A 15,511-nucleotide genomic window follows, 5' to 3' on the forward strand; every position below is an offset into this window, starting at 1 on the left:
GGACTTCCAAACCGCAAGGCAGCTTTTTGTGCAATTACCGTCCTGGGGGTCCCTTGAATTGTCCATCCATCCTGACGCACTGGCTGTAGTTCGCGACACCGCTCCGGACGAACCCGTCATTCTCAACCGCCCGCATGCGGCGCGGCGCGCGGCGCGTTTCTTCGTCGATAAATTCCCCGGCAAGGTGCTCTACGCGGTGAAGGCGAATCCGTCCGCCGACCTCCTGCGCGTGCTGTGGGACGGGGGCGTGACCCATTACGACGTCGCCAGCATCGCCGAAGTCCGGCTCGTGCGCGAAACGCTGCCGGAGGCGACGCTGTGCTTCATGCACCCGGTCAAGACCGCCCGCGCCATTGAGGAAGCGTATTTCGAGCACGGCTGCAAGACCTTCAGCCTCGATTCGATCGAGGAGCTGGAAAAAATCCGCACCGCGACGAAGGATGCGAAGGATCTGCGCCTGTGCGTGCGCCTGCGCGTGTCGTCGGAATATTCGGAGCTTTCGCTCGCCTCGAAATTCGGCGCCGAGCTGGCCGATGCCCCTGCGCTGTTGCAGGCCACGCGGCAGGTCGCGGACTGGCTGGGCGTGTGTTTCCACGTTGGCAGCCAGGCGATGACGCCCTTCGCCTATGTGCAGGCGCTGGAACGCGTGCGCGCCGCCATTGCCGAGGCTGCGGTGCTGATCGACATGATCGACGTTGGCGGGGGCTTCCCGTCGATCTATCCGGGCATGGAGCCGCCGCCGCTCGACGATTATTTCGCGATCATTCACCGCCATTTTTACGCATTGCCGATCGCCTACAACGCGGAGCTTTGGTGCGAGCCGGGCCGCGCGCTGTGTGCGGAATACAACTCGATGATCGTGCGGGTGGAAAAGCGCCGCGGGAACGAGCTTTACATCAATGACGGGTCCTATGGCGCGTTGTTCGATGCGGCGCATATCGGGTGGCGCTTTCCCGTGCGGCAGGTCGCCGAACCGGTCGAGGGTGCCGAGATGGCCGATTTCGCGTTCTACGGCCCGACATGCGACGATGCCGATTTCATGGAGGGGCCGTTCAACCTGCCCGCCGGGATCGATGCGGGCGATTATATCGAGATCGGCATGCTCGGCGCCTATGGCGCGGCGATGCGGACCGGGTTCAACGGCTTCGGCACCGGCCCTGTGGAGACGGTCAGCGATGAGCCGATGGCAAGCCTTTACCGCGGCGACCGGACCGATCCGCGCGTGTCGGACAATGTGGTCAGCCTGCGATAATCACAGCCGGCGGGATGCTCCGGCGTCCCGCCCGAAGGCACGCGCGTGCGCTTGAACCAGGTCACCGTCGGCGCCACGGATTTCCGGCAGAGCGTCGATTTCTACACGCGCATGGGCCTCCGGCTGATCGTATCGGCGCGGGAGGAATATGCCCGCTTCGAAATGCCGGAGGGGGATGCCACCCTATCGGTGCATCTGCAGGATCGGGAGCCCGAATCCGGCCCGATGATCTATTTCGAGGTGGGCGACGTGGATGCGGTGGTGGCACGCCTGCGCGCCGCTGGCATCGTGTTCGAAAGCGATCCGGTGGATCAGCCCTGGCTCTGGCGCGAGGCACGGCTGCGCGATCCTGCGGGCAATCGGCTGTGCATCTTTTATGCGGGCGTCAACCGGCGGGATCCGCCATGGCGATTGCCGGTTACGGATTGAGGCGGCACCGCATGGAGCGCCGCCGCGCGATCAAGCAGCCAGCCGCATTTCCAGTCGATCCCAGATTTCCACGAGAGCCTTGGTCAGGTCGCGCATCATCGCCTCGTCATGGGCGGGGCCGGGGGTAAAGCGCAAACGTTCCGTCCCGCGCGGCACGGTCGGGAAATTGATCGGCTGCACGTAGACACCATATTCGGCGAGCAGGATATCGCTGATTTTCTTTGCCTTGACCGGGTCGCCCACCATGAGCGGCACGATATGCGTGGTGCTGTGCATCACCGGAAGTCCGGCATCGCGGAACATCGTTTTCAGCGTCGCGGCGGCGGCCTGCTGCGCGTCGCGTTCGGTGCTGCTGCCCTTCAAATGGCGGACGGAGGCCAGAACGCCCGCGACGAGCACCGGCGACAGCGACGTCGTGAAAATGAAACCGGGTGCGTAGGAGCGGATGCAGTCGACGATCTTCTCATCCGCCGCGATATATCCGCCCATCACGCCGAACGCCTTGCCCAGCGTCCCCTCGATAATGGTGATGCGGTTGGCGGCCTTGTCCCGTTCGGAGATGCCGCCACCGCGCGGTCCGTACATGCCAACGGCGTGAACCTCGTCGATATAGGTCAGCGCGTTATATTTGTCGGCGAGGTCGCAGATCGCGTGAATCGGCGCCACGTCGCCATCCATCGAATACACCGATTCGAAGGCGATCAGCTTCGGCGTGTTCTCATCCTCCGCGGCGAGAAGCTCCTCGAGATGGGCGAGGTCGTTGTGCCGCCACACGCGCTTCTCGCAGCCCGAATTGCGAATGCCGGCGATCATGCTGGCGTGGTTGAGCTCGTCCGAAAAGATCACGCAGCCCGGCAGCAGCTTGCCCAGCGTGGAGAGCGTCGTGTCGTTGGAGACATATCCGCTCGTGAAAAGAAGCGCGCGTTCCTTGCCGTGGAGGTCGGCCAGCTCACGTTCCAGATCGACGTGGTAATGGGTGTTGCCGCCGATGTTGCGGGTGCCCCCGGAACCGGCACCGACATCGTGCAGCGCCTCTTCCATCGCCTCGACCACCTTGGGGTGCTGCCCCATGGCGAGATAGTCGTTCGAGCACCACACGGTAATCGGCTTGGGCCCGTTGTGCCCGGCAAAACACCGCGCATTGGGGTACGCGCCCTTGTTGCGCAGGATGTCGATGAAAACCCGGTAACGCCCCTCGGAATGGAGGCGGTCGATTGCCTGATCGAAAATCTGGTCGTAATTCACGCTTCGGGTCCCGTCGGCCTCAAGACTTCGTCGTTGCAACCGACCTGTCAAACGGCGCACCCAAACGCGCGAAAAATCGCGCCTGCCGGGGGCAGGACAGATTGCTTGCCATCGCCCATAGACGATTGCGCCCACCCATGCAAAAGGCATTTTAATCCGAAACGGGCGAAGATCAGTCCTCGCCGGGCGGGACGAAAATGCCGGGCTGCCGCAGTCCGTAGCGCAACAGGCCGAGCGCGGCATCGCTATCCTGAATTTCCCGTTCCAGCATATCGATGTCATTGCCGGCGATCACGATCAGGTCCGGGGCCTGCCGCTTGAGGTCGGCAATCACTTGCAACCAGCCGCGCATGGCGGCGCGATCGCGATTTTCGAGCATGTCGGTGACGATGCGTGCCGGTGGTTTCTGTGCATGCCAAGCCCGCGCGATCGGGGCATTCGGACCGGTAAAGAGCAGTTCGCGCCCGCTGATCATCCGGACATAGATCATGCGGGTCGCGGCATCGAAGCCCGGCGCCGGGATCGACACGATGCCCGGTGCGATGGCGCTGGGCCGATCGTCGGGGAGCAGGTTCGGCATTTGCTCCTGCTCCGTGTCCGCCGGGATCTGCGCGCGCAACACGCGGGCCTGCGCTTCGCCCAGCCGCGCCCTGCGCAGCGTATGGAGACCCGATGCGTAGAACGGGCCGGTCCCGGTCAGGAGTATCGTGGAGGCCTGCTCTATCCGGCGGTCGAGCTCGGCCCGGCGGGTGGCGGAATATCCCTCGACATCCTGCGCGATGGCGGCGCGTTCGTCCATCGCGGCGTCGATGACGATCGCCGGCTGACGGGCATAGTTGATGGCGTATCCGATCGCGGCGACGTGTGGCGCGTGAAAGCCCGACCCCGCGACGAGCAGATTGCCCGGCTTGCGATCGACCGCGGTGACATAGGCGACAATGTCGGTGGGCGCAGGGCCGGGTACCGCCTGCGAAAGCTCGCGCAGGCGGGAAATGTCGATCCGGGGCGCCGGCCCATCGCCGTCCGCACGCCCGTCGAGCAGAAGATACCAGTACAATCCCAGGAACAGCGCGGCCACGACCCAGAACAGCCTGCGTGCCAAGCGTCTTTTCCGCCCAAAAGCCATTACGCGATGAACCCCGCCCCCATCATTCTTGCGCTTCTATGACAGAATTTCGAATTTCTCCAACCCGCGCATGCGCAAGGGCGGATAAAGACGGGCAAGATCGGCGTTCTCGCGCGTGAAAACCGCGGTGTCGGGCCGCGTTCGCGTCATCGGGTGAGCCTTGGTGAGAAACGCGATCCGCCGCGCGATGCCGTCCGCGCCATCCACCAGCGCGACATCCCCGCCGAATGCGGCGCGCAATTCGTCGCGCAGCAGCGGGAAATGCGTGCAGGCGAGCACCAGCGTGTCGATCGGCGCGGCCCCGCACATGTCCGCCATTTCGCGCATCCGGTTGGCGAGATTGACGATCACCGCCCCATCGACCGGCGCGCCGCGCAATTTGCCTTCGGCGAGGCTCACAAGCTCGGGCGCGGCCAGCCGGATCAGCGTGCAGCCCTGCGCGAATTCCTGCTCCAGCCGGTCGACATAGCCCTGCCGGATCGTGGCCTCCGTCCCGATCAGCGCGATGGTGCCGGTCTTCGTCAGGGCGGCGGCAGGCTTGATCGCGGGCACCGTGCCCACGATGGGGATGTTTAGAACGTCGCGCACCATGCCCAGCGCGATGGTGGAGGCGGTGTTGCACGCGATACAGGCGAGCCGGGGCCGGAACCGCTCCGCCATGCGGCCGAGCAGCCCCGCCACCCGCGCCGCGATTTCGGCCTCGCTCTTCTCGCCATAGGGCAGCCCGCCATTGTCGGCGGCATAGATCACCGGCATGTCCGGCATTTCGCGGCGCAGCGCGTCCAGCACGGTGAGCCCGCCCACCCCTGAATCGAAGATCAGAACAGGTGCATCGCCGCGCATGTCGGGCGTCGGTAAGGGGGCGGTTGCCATGGTGCCGCCCTATCGCCGCGCGGCTCACCTTTTGCAAGCCGGGCGCTTGAGCCTTGCCCGGGCAGCGCCTATGCGAAACGCGAACCGGCAGGGAGGCCCGTTGATACCATCATGTCCGCACATGCAATTTTCGCGGCCGCATTCGGCTATCTGCTGGGCTCGATACCGTGGGGCATCGTGCTGACCCGCGTGACGGGGGCGGGGAACCTGCGCGAAATCGGATCGGGCAGCACGGGGGCCACGAATGTCCTGCGCACCGGGCGCAAGGGGCTGGCCGCGGCGACCTTGCTCCTCGATCTGTTGAAAGGGCTTTGCGCCGTGCTCATCGCGGGGGCGCTCTGGCCGGGGGCTGCGCCGTTGGCGGCCATCGGCGCGGTTGCGGGCCATTGCTACCCGGTCTGGCTGCGGTTCAACGGCGGCAAGGGCGTTGCGACGATGATGGGCGTCGTCCTGGGCCTGGCATGGCCGCTGGGGCTGGTATTTGCAGTGGTGTGGCTCGGCCTGCTCGCGGTGCTGCGCATTTCTTCGGTCGCGGGGATGAGCGCGGCGATCTCCGCGCCGCTGGCCGCGTGGGCGCTCGGCTACTCCGAATTTATCGTCGCGGGTGTCGTGATGGCGGCGCTGGTGCTGTGGCGCCATCGCTCCAACATCGCCCGGTTGATGGCGGGTCAGGAACCGCGCGTCGGGGGCAAGGGCCCATCGCGGTGACGCAGGCGCCCGGCCATGGCCAGACCTTGCCGCAGGCGGAGGCTTTCGCGCGCATCCGGCTCCTGCGCTCTCCCAATGTCGGGCCGGTCACCTATCGCCAGCTGATGGCGCGGTTCGGCACAGCGCAGAGCGCGCTGGAGGCGATGCCCGATCTCGCGGCACGGGGCGGGGGCCGCTATCGCGTGGCAGGCGCCGACCGGGTGTCTGCCGAAATCGACGCGGTGCGCGCGGCGGGCGCGAAATATCTGTTCGAGGATTCGCCGGCCTATCCAGCGCTTTTGCGGGAATTTCCGGGCGCACCGCCGATCCTGACCTATCGCGGCGATATCTCTTTTTTCGATCGTCCGGCGGTGGCCATTGTCGGGGCGCGCAATGCCTCTGCGGCGGCGATGCGCATGGCGTGGGAATTCGCCGCCGCGCTTGCCGGGCAGGGGCGGCTCGTGGTGTCGGGCCTTGCCCGCGGCATCGACGGGGCGGCGCACGAAGGGGCGCTGTCCGCGGCAAGCGGCGGCACCTGCGGGGTGATCGCGGGCGGGATCGACGTGGTCTACCCCTCGCAGCATTTCGATCTTCAGCAGCGCATCGCGAACGAGGGTATCCTCATCGCGGAACAGCCGCCGGGGGTCGAGCCGCAGGCGCGCCATTTCCCCTCCCGCAACCGGATCATCGCCGGGCTGTGCGCCGGAACGCTGGTGGTGGAGGCGGCGCCGCGCTCGGGCAGCCTGCTGACCGCGAGGCTGGCGGATGAGGCCGGTCGTCAGGTCATGGCGATCCCCGGTTCGCCGCGTGATGCACGGGCGCGCGGCTGCAATGAGCTTATCCGCGACGGCGCGGTTCTGGTGCAGGAACCGGACGATGTCGCCGAACTTCTCGACGGCTTTACCGGCAATCCGCGCTCCCATTTTCGGGAGGAAGCGCCCGAACCGTTCGTCCACGCCGCCACGGCCGAGAGCGAGGCGGACAGTGATCTCGACATCGCCGCCCTTTTGTCGAGCGCGCCCGTCAGCGTCGACGAGATCATCCGGTTGAGCGGCGCGAACACGCCCACGGTGCAGATGGCGCTCATCGAACTGGAGCTGGCCGGGCGGCTGACGCGCCATGCCGGCGGGCGGGTCAGCCTGACGTCATAGAAACATCCCGCTTGACGATGGGGCGCAAGCCTCCCCATTTTCGTGCGCATACACGTAAGGGGCTTGGCCGTACCGGCGCCCCGCAACAGGAAATTGCATGCAACTCGTCATTGTCGAATCGCCCGCAAAGGCAAAAACCATCGAAAAATACCTGGGCAAGGATTACAAGGTCCTCGCCAGCTACGGCCATGTCCGCGACCTTCCGCCCAAGGACGGCTCGGTAAAACCCGACGACGGTTTTGCCATGGACTGGGAGCTTTACGGCGACAAGCAGAAGCAGATCCGCGCGATCACCGATCTCGCCAAGCAAGCCGACCGCCTCATCCTCGCGACTGACCCTGACCGCGAGGGGGAGGCTATTTCCTGGCATGTCAGGGAGTTGCTCGCCAAACGTAAGGCACTGCCGAAGGAAGTCGAGCGCGTAACCTTCAACGCGATCACGAAGCAGGCGGTGACCGACGCGATGAAGGCGCCGCGCGATCTCGACAGCGATCTGATCGACGCCTATCTCGCCCGGCGCGCATTGGATTACCTGTTCGGTTTCACGCTTTCGCCCGTGTTGTGGCGCAAGCTTCCGGGCGCGAAATCGGCCGGACGCGTGCAGTCGGTCGCCCTGCGCCTCATCGTAGAGCGCGAGCGCGAGATCGAGGCGTTCCGGCCCGACGAATACTGGCAGATCCTGGCCAGGATGGAGCAGGGCGGAACGCCGTTCGACGCGCGTCTCGTCCGGTTTGAAGGCAAGAAACTCGACAAGCTCACCCTCGGCGACGAGGGCAGCGCCATGCGCGCGAAGGCAGCGGTCGAGGCTGGCAATTTCACCGTCGAAGAGGTCGAGACCAAGCCGCAGAAGCGCCACCCCGCGCCGCCGTTCACGACCTCGACCCTGCAACAGGAAGCCGCGCGCAAGCTCGGCTATTCCGCGAGCCATACCATGCGGCTCGCGCAGGGGCTGTATGAACAGGGCGCCATCACCTATATGCGGACCGATGGCGTGCAAATGGATCACAGCGCCATCTCCGCCGCGCGCAAGGCGATAAGCGATCGTTACGATGGTCACTATCTGCCTGAAACACCCCGGCATTATCAAACCAAGGCAAAGAACGCGCAGGAGGCCCACGAAGCGATCCGTCCCACCGACTTCACGAAGGATCGCGCCGGTCAGGGCGACGCAGGCAAGCTGTACGACCTGATTTTCAAGCGCGCGATGGCGAGCCAGATGGCGTCGGCCTCGCTCGAACGCACGACCGTGACCCTGCGCGACGGGACCGGCAATTCCGAATTGCGCGCGACGGGGCAGGTGGTGAAATTTCCGGGCTTCCGCGCCGTTTATGAAGAAGGGCTCGACGTAAAGTCGGAGGACGAGGAATCGGGCCTGCTGCCCGCCATGAAATCGGGCGACAAGCCGGCGAAGAAGGGCGTGGAGGCCACGCAGCACTTCACCCAGCCGCCGCCGCGCTATTCCGAAGCCAGCCTGGTCAAACGGCTCGAGGAATTGGGCATCGGGCGCCCGTCGACCTATGCCGCGACGTTGCAGGTGCTGAAGGATCGCAATTACGTCCGGACCGAGAAAAATCGTTTTTTTGCAGAGGATTCAGGCCGGCTCCTGACATCGTTTCTGGAACGTTTCTTCACGCGCTATGTTGCCTATGATTTCACCGCGGGGATGGAGGACGAGCTCGACGACGTGTCCGGCGGGCGCGCCGCGTGGAAGGCCGTACTCGAAGCGTTCTGGCGCGATTTCAAACCCAAGTCCGACGAGGTGATGGAGCAGCAGCCGAGCGAAATTACCGCCGAGCTGGACATTTTCCTCTCCGACTATCTCTTCCCGCCCAAGGATGACGGGAGCGATCCGCGCACCTGCCCGCAATGCGGCGATGGCCGGCTTGCCCTGCGCGGCGGGCGCTTTGGCGCGTTCGTCGCCTGTTCCAACTATCCGGAGTGCAAGTTCACGCGGCGGTTCGGGCAGCCCAATGCCGATGGCGACGAAGCGGCCGAAGATGGCGTGCTGGGTCAACATCCCGAAACGGGTGAGGATGTCGTGCGCAAGACGGGCCGCTTTGGCCCCTATGTGCAGATGGGTGAGGGCAAGGAGGCGAGCCGCTCCTCCATCCCCAAGGATATTGGCGAACTCGATTTCGACATGGCGGTCAAGCTGCTCAGCCTGCCTCGGCTTGTCGGCATCCACCCCGAAACGGGCGAAGAAATTCGTGCGAGCATAGGGCGTTACGGGCCATACCTCGTCCATCAGGGCAAGTATGCGAAGCTTGCCGGAACGGCGGATGTGTTCGACACCGGCATGAATGCCGCGGTCACGCTCCTGGCCGAGGCAGCCGCGAACAAGGGCGGTCGCGGCCGCGCCAAGGCCGAGCCGATCAAGACCTTCAAGGAGCATCCGACCAGCGGCGGCGAGATGAAAGTCCTGCCCGGTCGGTATGGTCCGTATGTCACTGACGGCACGACCAACGCCACCATTCCGCGCGACATGAAGCCGGAGGACGTGACCGAGGAGGATGCGATCCGGTTGATCGACGAGCGTGCGGCGAAGGCACCGGCCAAAAAGAAGAAGGCCCCGGCAAAGAAGGCGGCGGCCAAGAAGCCCGCCGCCAAGAAAGCCGCCCCGAAGAAGGCCGCGACCAAGAAGGCGCCGGCCAAGAAGAAAGCCGCAGCAGCCAAGAGCGGCGAGGACGCATGATGTGCGCCCCGGTCTGGACGAGGGAACCGGGCCGGGGCGGCGCCGTTTGAACCCCATGCTGCAATCGCGAACCATTTCCGCCACCGAGACAACCGGTGGCGGCGAAAGCTCGCCCGATCGGTGGGACGGCTTGCCCATGCCGCGGCGGCTCGTCGCGATCGCGGCGGTGAGTTTCGGCGTTGCGGTGCTGGTCATCGACGGGAGCATCGCCAATGTTGCGCTGCCGACGCTGGCGCGCGAACTGAACGTGACCGAGGCGGCGGTGACGAATGTCATCACCCTGTATCAACTCGTCATGGTGATGGGCCTGCTCCCCTTTGCGAAGCTGGGCGACGGGATCGGGCATCGCCGCCTGTATCAGATGGGGCAGGTCATCTTCTGCCTCGCCTCGGCCCTGTGCTATTTCGTGGACAGCTTCGCGATGTTGCTCATCCTGCGCGCGGGGCAGGCGCTGGGCGCGAGCATGGCGCTCGCGGTTTCGGTCGCGGTGTTGCGCCGGATCTACCCGCGCGCTTCGCTCGGCAGCGGGCTGGGCTTCAATTCCGTGGTCATCGCGACCGCAGCGGCCATCGCGCCGACGCTGGGCGGGTTTATCGTGGCGGATCTCCCGTGGCAGCTGGTGTTCGTGGCGGCGGCGCCCTTTGCCGTGCTGTCACTGCTGCTGGGCCGTGCGCTCCCCGAATCGCCGGTTCAGCCAAAAGGCAACGTGCGCGGCGACATCATCAGCGCATTGTGGAGCGCGGCCACGGTCGCCATGCTCATCGGCGGAGTGCAGGTCTCGACCCATTCGGGCGACCTGCTCTACGGCCTTGCGATCATCGCGGCGGGCATCGTGTCGAGCGTCTTCCTGATCCGCCGCGAACGCGGGCGTCAGCGCCCGATCGTGCCGGTGGACATCATGGCGATCCCGTCGGTCGGGTTGAGCGCGCTCGCCGCGGTGGCGGTTTTCTGCTCCAGCGCGGTGCTCATCGTGTCGCTCCCGTTCCTGTTCGAGCAGGCGATGGGATATTCGCCGGACCAGGTGGGCTTGCTGCTGCTGCCCTATCCGCTGACGCTGCTGGTCATTTCACCGCTGGCGGGCTGGCTGTCGGACCGGGTCGCGTCGACGAAGCTGGGCGTGGCCGGGATGGCGGTGACGATCGTCGGGCTGCTGCTCATGATTTTCATGCCGGAGCAGCCGGGATGGTTCGGGATTGCGTGGCGGCTGACGATCGTGGCGCTGGGTTTCGGGTTTTTCTTCGCCCCCAATTCCCGCCTCCTGATCGGGAGCACGCCGGAGGATCGTTCGGCCGCGGCGGGTGGTCTTTTGTCCACCGCGCGCCTGTTCGGGCAGACGACGGCGGCCGCGATGGTCGGCGTCATCCTGTCGCTGGGGCTGGGCCTCGGACCGATGCCGTTGATCGTCTCGGCGGTCCTGGCCCTGCTGGCCGCCGGGTGCAGCATGTTCCGCACCCGCACCGTCGCATCGCAACATGGCCCCGTCACCGTGCAGGATGTCGGGGCCTGAGGCTTATTTCACCCAGTCGAGGCCCATCGCCTCGTAATGTTCGCGATTTTCGTCCCAGCCTTCCTCGACCTTCACGTGGAGGAAAAGGTGCACCTTGTGTCCGAGCAGTTCCGCAAGCTCGGTCCGCGCGGCCTCGCCGATGGCCTTGATCCGGGCGCCGCGCTTGCCCAGCACGATGGGACGCTGGCTTTCGCGTCCGACCACGATCTGCTGATGGATTTCGACCGAGCCGTCCTTGCGATGCTTGTAGGCTTCGGGCCGCACCGCGCTGTCATAGGGCAGTTCATCGTGCAATTGCCGGTAAAGCTGCTCGCGCGTGATTTCGGCGGCCAGCAACCGTTCGCTCGCATCCGAAACCTGGTCCTCGGGGTAGTGCCACGGACCTTCGGGCATGAGCGCGGCCAGATGCGCCTTTAGCTCCGGCACACCGTCGCCGGTCAGCGCGGAAATAAAGAACACCTCGTCGAAAAGCCCCCCATCGGCCAGCTCCTGCGCAAGCGCGAGCAACGGCTCCTTCGGCGAGGCATCGACCTTGTTGAGCGCGAGCAGCTTGCGCTCGGGCCGGTCCTTCAGGCTTTCGATGAGCGGCATCAGCTCGTGCCGCCGCTGCTTGACCGGGTCGATCAGCAGGACGATGGCATCGGCGGCATGCGCGCCCTCCCACGCCGCGCTGACCATCGCGCGGTCGAGCCGGCGGCGCGGCGCGAAAATGCCGGGCGTATCGGCAAGGATGATCTGCGTATCGCCGTGAAGCGCAATGCCGAGCAGGCGCGCACGCGTCGTCTGCGCCTTGGCGCTCGTGATCGCGACCTTTTGCCCGACCAGCTGATTGACCAGCGTCGATTTGCCCGCGTTGGGCGGGCCGAGCACGGCGACCACCCCGCATTTCGTGCCATCGGAAGGCGTGTGTTCGGGCGGAAGATTTTCGTTCGTGTCAGCCATGTTGTTCCAAAAACCCAGCGGCGGCATTGGTTTCCGCCTGCTGCTTGCTGTCGCCCTTGCCGATCGCGTCGCCGACATTGTGGATCGTGACCCGCACGGTGAAATGTGCGGCGTGGTCGGGGCCGGATCGTTCGACCAGTTCGTATTCGGGCATGCGGCGCTGATTGCCCGCGGCCCATTCCTGAAGCGCGGATTTGGGATGCTTGCTGCGCCCGGCATGGCCATGCATCGCTTCCTGCCACCATCGGCGGACCATGGCGCTGGCCGTGTCGAAGCCTTGCGCCACGAAACAGGCGCCGATGACCGATTCGGTCACATCGCCGAGGATATTGTCGCTCTCCCGCCCGCCATCGGCATTGGCCTGCTTGCCAAGGCGAATATGCGCGGGCAGGCCGACGCTGCGCGCGACATGCGCACAGGTCCGACGGCTGACGAGCGCGTTCAGACGCTGCGAAAGCGTGCCCTCGGTATCGCCGTTCTGTTCATAGAGCCATTGCGCGATGGTCAGCCCCAGAACCCTGTCGCCCAGGAATTCGAGCCGTTGGTAATCGAGCGTTTCGCCGGTGCTGCCATGGGTGAACGCGGCGAGCCACAGGCGCGCATCGTCGGGTTTCGCGCCGGTGTTCCGCTCGATCCAGTCCCGCGTTTCGGGGGGAAGCGAAGGCATCAGAACGTGCCTCCGATGCGGCTCCACCGGGTCGCCTCGAACCAGCTCACCGGGTTCCAGAGGTGCGAGGATCCATCGGTGCTGAACATCATGACATGCGCCTTCCCGATGAGGTGGTTCATCGGGATGTAGCCCAGACCGCCCTCCGGCGTTGCGGGAAAGCGGCTGTCCTGCGAATTGTCGCGGTTGTCACCCATGGCAAAGAAATGGCCCTCCGGCACGGTGAAGACCGGCGTATTGTCGGGCCAGCTCATGCCGAGATCAAGCACCTCGTAGCTTTTCCCGCCGGGCAATGTCTCGCGATAGCGGGGATAGCGGCAGTAATCGCCACCGTTCGGGCCGGTTTCGACGAAACTTTCGTCGCGGCAAGGGGAAGGGCGCCCGGCAAGATCGGCGGCATCGATCATGTTCTGCGTCACCGGAATGACGAAATCCTCGATCCGCTCCTTCGGGACCGCCGTGCCGTTGAGGAACAATTGCCCCTCGCGCACCTGGATCTGGTCGCCGGGGAGGCCGATGACCCGCTTGATGAGGTCGAAATCGGTCTTCGTCCCGCGAAAGATCGCGATGTCGCCGCGTTCGGGATCGCTCGCCAATATGCGGTCGGGGATGAGCGGAATGCTCCCCGGCAGGGAATAGCGGGTATAGCCATATGGCCATTTCGCCGCGAGCAGGTAATCGCCGATGAGCAGGCGCGGCTGCATCGATTCCGACGGAATGTTGAACGGCGAATAGATGAAGCTGCGAAAGACGAACACGATCACCGCAAGCTTGATCAGGAAAACGACGAAGCTGTCTTCCTTCTTTTCCTTCCCCTTGGCCTTATCGGGGGTCGCCGGATCGTTCATACAGGTTTCGTCTGCTTGCTGCTGGTCAAGGCGGGCGGCATAGGGCAGGAACGCCGCCATGCAAAGCCAATTGCGGCGCGAGGGCGCTCGTATCGCCCCGGCGCCATCAGGACCGCACCCGCAAGGAAAGGACACCGACCGAAAATGACGCAGGACACTTCCAAGGCCGCCGAAATCTGGGACGCGCTGGCAAGCCATGACCGGCCCAGCTTGCAGACGCTGTTCGACAAGGACGCGAATCGGGTCGACCGGCTTTCGGAAACGCTCGCTCTGCCCGGCGGCGATATTCTCTTCGACTGGTCGAAAACGCATCTCGACGATGACACCATCGCCCGGTTCGAGCAGCTTTGCGATGCGATGGATTTCAACGCGGCGCGACAGCTCATGCTGACCGGCGGCATCGCCAATCCGACCGAAGGGCGCGCCGCCGAGCATACGGCGCAACGCGGCATGGGCGCCGACGCCAGCGTGGAGGAGGCAGAGGCGCTGCACGACCGGATGCGATTGCTGGTCGAGGCGATCCACGAGGGCGCACTCGGCGATATTCGCCATCTCATCCATATCGGCATCGGCGGCTCCGCGCTGGGTCCGGCGCTCGCGGTCGATGCGCTGGCGCGGCCGACGGCGGAGTTTCGCGCGCGGATCGACGTGCATGTCGTGTCGAACATCGACGGCAACGCGCTCGAAGCCGCGTTCGAGGCGTGCGACCCGGCCCACACCATGATCGCGGTCGCGTCCAAGACCTTCACCACGATCGAGACGATGACCAATGCGGCCAGCGCGGTGCAATGGCTCGAGGAATCGGGCGTGGCCGACGCGCATGGCCGCGTCGTCGCGCTCACCGCGAGCCCGGAAAAGGCGGTGGAATGGGGCATTGACGAAACGCGCGTGCTGCCCTTTTCCGAAAGCGTGGGCGGGCGTTATTCGCTGTGGTCGTCGATCGGTTTTCCGGTGGCGATGGCGCTCGGCTATGACGGGTTTGCCGCGATGCTGGCGGGTGCGGCGGCCATCGACACGCATTTCGCGAATGAAAGCGGAGCCGCGAACCTGCCGCTGCGCGCCGCGTTCGCCGATCTTCTCTACACGCAGGTGCGCGGGTGTCAGACGCGCGCCGTATTTGCCTATGACGAGCGGCTCGACCTGTTTCCGGATTATCTGCAACAACTGGAGATGGAATCGAACGGGAAATCGGTGACCGCAAACGGCGAACCGCTCGCGCGGCCCAGTGCGCCGATCACCTGGGGCGGGACCGGCACCGACGCGCAGCACGCGGTGTTTCAGCTGCTCCACCAAGGCACGTTCGAGGTTCCGGTCGATTTCATCGCGGCAAAGGAAGCGGGCCACGACCTCGACGAGGCGCACCACCGGATCCTGCTCACCAATTGTTTTGCGCAAGGGGCGGCGTTGATGGCCGGCGCGGATGCGGATGATGGCGCGCGCCGCTATCCCGGCAATCGTCCGTCGGCGACGATCCTGTGCGATGCGGTGTCGCCGGGAACGCTTGGCGCCCTTATTGCATTCCATGAGCATCGCACGTTCAGCGCAGCGGCGCTGCTGGGCATCAATCCGTTCGATCAGTTCGGCGTGGAGCTTGGCAAGCGCATCGCGAACGAGATAGAACGCGGCGAGGGGGGCAATTTCGATCCCTCGACCAAGGCGCTGCTGCGCGCCGCGGGATTGAGTGGGTAAGCCGGTTTTTTCGCCAAATGTGTCAAAAAAGTGGCAAACCGCTTGCCTTGTGATTTGGTTCATGCCATGAAAGCACCATTCCAACCAGAAGGGGATTTATCATGAAGAAGATCGTTACCGTTCTCGCCGCTGCTTCGTTCGCAACGCTCGCCGCTTGCGGCGCCGACAATGCTGCTGAAGAAGTTCAGGAGCAGAAGCTGGAATCGCAGGAAGACGTGCTTGAAGAGCAGGCCGACCTCGCCGACGAGCAGGGCATGGAAATGCAGGAAGAGCAGCTCGACGAGCAGGCCGATGCCATGGGCGAAGCTGCCGACGAGATCTGATCTCGCTTATTCCGGCGCATGGCGGCATTGCCCGCCATCCCGGATGGTGAACGAGGCCGGTGGATCATCGCGATCCGCCG

The 15,511-nt window shown here is 65.0% G+C and carries 14 protein-coding genes; 8 read left to right on the forward strand and 6 right to left on the reverse strand.

Going from position 1 to position 15,511, the window contains the following annotated elements; translation table 11 throughout:
• The first annotated feature begins 58 nt into the window (after window positions 1–58).
• Window positions 59–1,252 (forward strand): type III PLP-dependent enzyme, encoded by a 1,194-nt coding sequence (locus Q0897_RS02955; protein WP_299307414.1) that lies wholly within the window; start codon window positions 59–61, stop codon window positions 1,250–1,252.
• 51 nt (window positions 1,253–1,303) lie between these two features.
• Window positions 1,304–1,681, forward strand: a complete 378-nt coding sequence (locus Q0897_RS02960; RefSeq protein WP_299307415.1) for a VOC family protein — start codon at window positions 1,304–1,306, stop codon at window positions 1,679–1,681.
• Window positions 1,682–1,711: 30 nt separating this feature from the next.
• On the opposite strand, the gene hemA is transcribed toward Q0897_RS02960, so the two are convergent.
• From hemA to murI, 3 genes are all read right to left on the reverse strand, one after another.
• The gene (hemA, locus tag Q0897_RS02965) at window positions 1,712–2,926 is read right to left on the reverse strand and encodes a 5-aminolevulinate synthase (protein WP_299307416.1); all 1,215 of its coding nucleotides are present in this window, start codon (window positions 2,924–2,926) and stop codon (window positions 1,712–1,714) included.
• Window positions 2,927–3,098: 172 nt separating this feature from the next.
• Window positions 3,099–4,028, reverse strand: coding sequence for a hypothetical protein (locus tag Q0897_RS02970; RefSeq protein ID WP_299307417.1), 930 nt, complete (start codon window positions 4,026–4,028; stop codon window positions 3,099–3,101).
• A gap of 60 nt (window positions 4,029–4,088) precedes the next feature.
• Complete coding sequence (gene murI, locus Q0897_RS02975; protein ID WP_299307582.1) at window positions 4,089–4,895, reverse strand: glutamate racemase; 807 nt, start codon at window positions 4,893–4,895, stop codon at window positions 4,089–4,091.
• Between the two features lie 141 nt (window positions 4,896–5,036).
• Between murI and plsY the strand changes: the two genes are divergently transcribed.
• The 4 genes from plsY to Q0897_RS02995 all read left to right on the forward strand — a co-directional run bounded on the left by plsY (window position 5,037) and on the right by Q0897_RS02995 (window position 10,962).
• Window positions 5,037–5,633, forward strand: a complete 597-nt coding sequence (gene plsY, locus Q0897_RS02980) for a glycerol-3-phosphate 1-O-acyltransferase PlsY (protein ID WP_299307418.1) — start codon at window positions 5,037–5,039, stop codon at window positions 5,631–5,633.
• Entirely contained in the window at window positions 5,630–6,763 is a 1,134-nt protein-coding gene (gene dprA / locus Q0897_RS02985) for a DNA-processing protein DprA (RefSeq protein ID WP_299307419.1), read from the forward strand. The genes plsY and dprA overlap by 4 nt, the downstream gene beginning before the upstream one ends.
• Window positions 6,764–6,860: 97 nt before the next feature.
• Window positions 6,861–9,455: a type I DNA topoisomerase gene (topA, locus tag Q0897_RS02990; protein WP_299307420.1), complete on the forward strand. Its 2,595-nt coding sequence runs from the start codon at window positions 6,861–6,863 to the stop codon at window positions 9,453–9,455.
• A 55-nt stretch (window positions 9,456–9,510) separates the two neighbouring features.
• Complete coding sequence (locus Q0897_RS02995; RefSeq protein WP_299307421.1) at window positions 9,511–10,962, forward strand: MFS transporter; 1,452 nt, start codon at window positions 9,511–9,513, stop codon at window positions 10,960–10,962.
• Window positions 10,963–10,965: 3 nt separating this feature from the next.
• On the opposite strand, the gene era is transcribed toward Q0897_RS02995, so the two are convergent.
• Genes era through lepB form a run of 3 tightly spaced genes read right to left on the reverse strand, consistent with a single transcriptional unit; the run spans window position 10,966 to window position 13,419 of the window.
• Entirely contained in the window at window positions 10,966–11,904 is a 939-nt protein-coding gene (gene era, locus Q0897_RS03000) for a GTPase Era (RefSeq protein WP_299307422.1), read from the reverse strand.
• The gene (rnc, locus tag Q0897_RS03005; protein WP_299307423.1) at window positions 11,897–12,571 is read right to left on the reverse strand and encodes a ribonuclease III; all 675 of its coding nucleotides are present in this window, start codon (window positions 12,569–12,571) and stop codon (window positions 11,897–11,899) included. Before rnc ends, era begins: the two co-directional genes overlap by 8 nt.
• Window positions 12,571–13,419, reverse strand: coding sequence for a signal peptidase I (lepB, locus tag Q0897_RS03010; RefSeq protein ID WP_299307424.1), 849 nt, complete (start codon window positions 13,417–13,419; stop codon window positions 12,571–12,573). Before lepB ends, rnc begins: the two co-directional genes overlap by 1 nt.
• A gap of 144 nt (window positions 13,420–13,563) precedes the next feature.
• Between lepB and pgi the strand changes: the two genes are divergently transcribed.
• Both pgi and Q0897_RS03020 read left to right on the forward strand, forming a co-directional pair.
• The gene (gene pgi, locus Q0897_RS03015) at window positions 13,564–15,108 is read left to right on the forward strand and encodes a glucose-6-phosphate isomerase (RefSeq protein WP_299307425.1); all 1,545 of its coding nucleotides are present in this window, start codon (window positions 13,564–13,566) and stop codon (window positions 15,106–15,108) included.
• A 101-nt stretch (window positions 15,109–15,209) separates the two neighbouring features.
• Window positions 15,210–15,431: a hypothetical protein gene (locus Q0897_RS03020; RefSeq protein ID WP_299307426.1), complete on the forward strand. Its 222-nt coding sequence runs from the start codon at window positions 15,210–15,212 to the stop codon at window positions 15,429–15,431.
• Window positions 15,432–15,511: the final 80 nt, after the last annotated feature.

Source organism: uncultured Croceicoccus sp. (assembly GCF_947496385.1).
In the GTDB taxonomy this organism is placed as follows: Bacteria; Pseudomonadota; Alphaproteobacteria; order Sphingomonadales; family Sphingomonadaceae; genus Croceicoccus.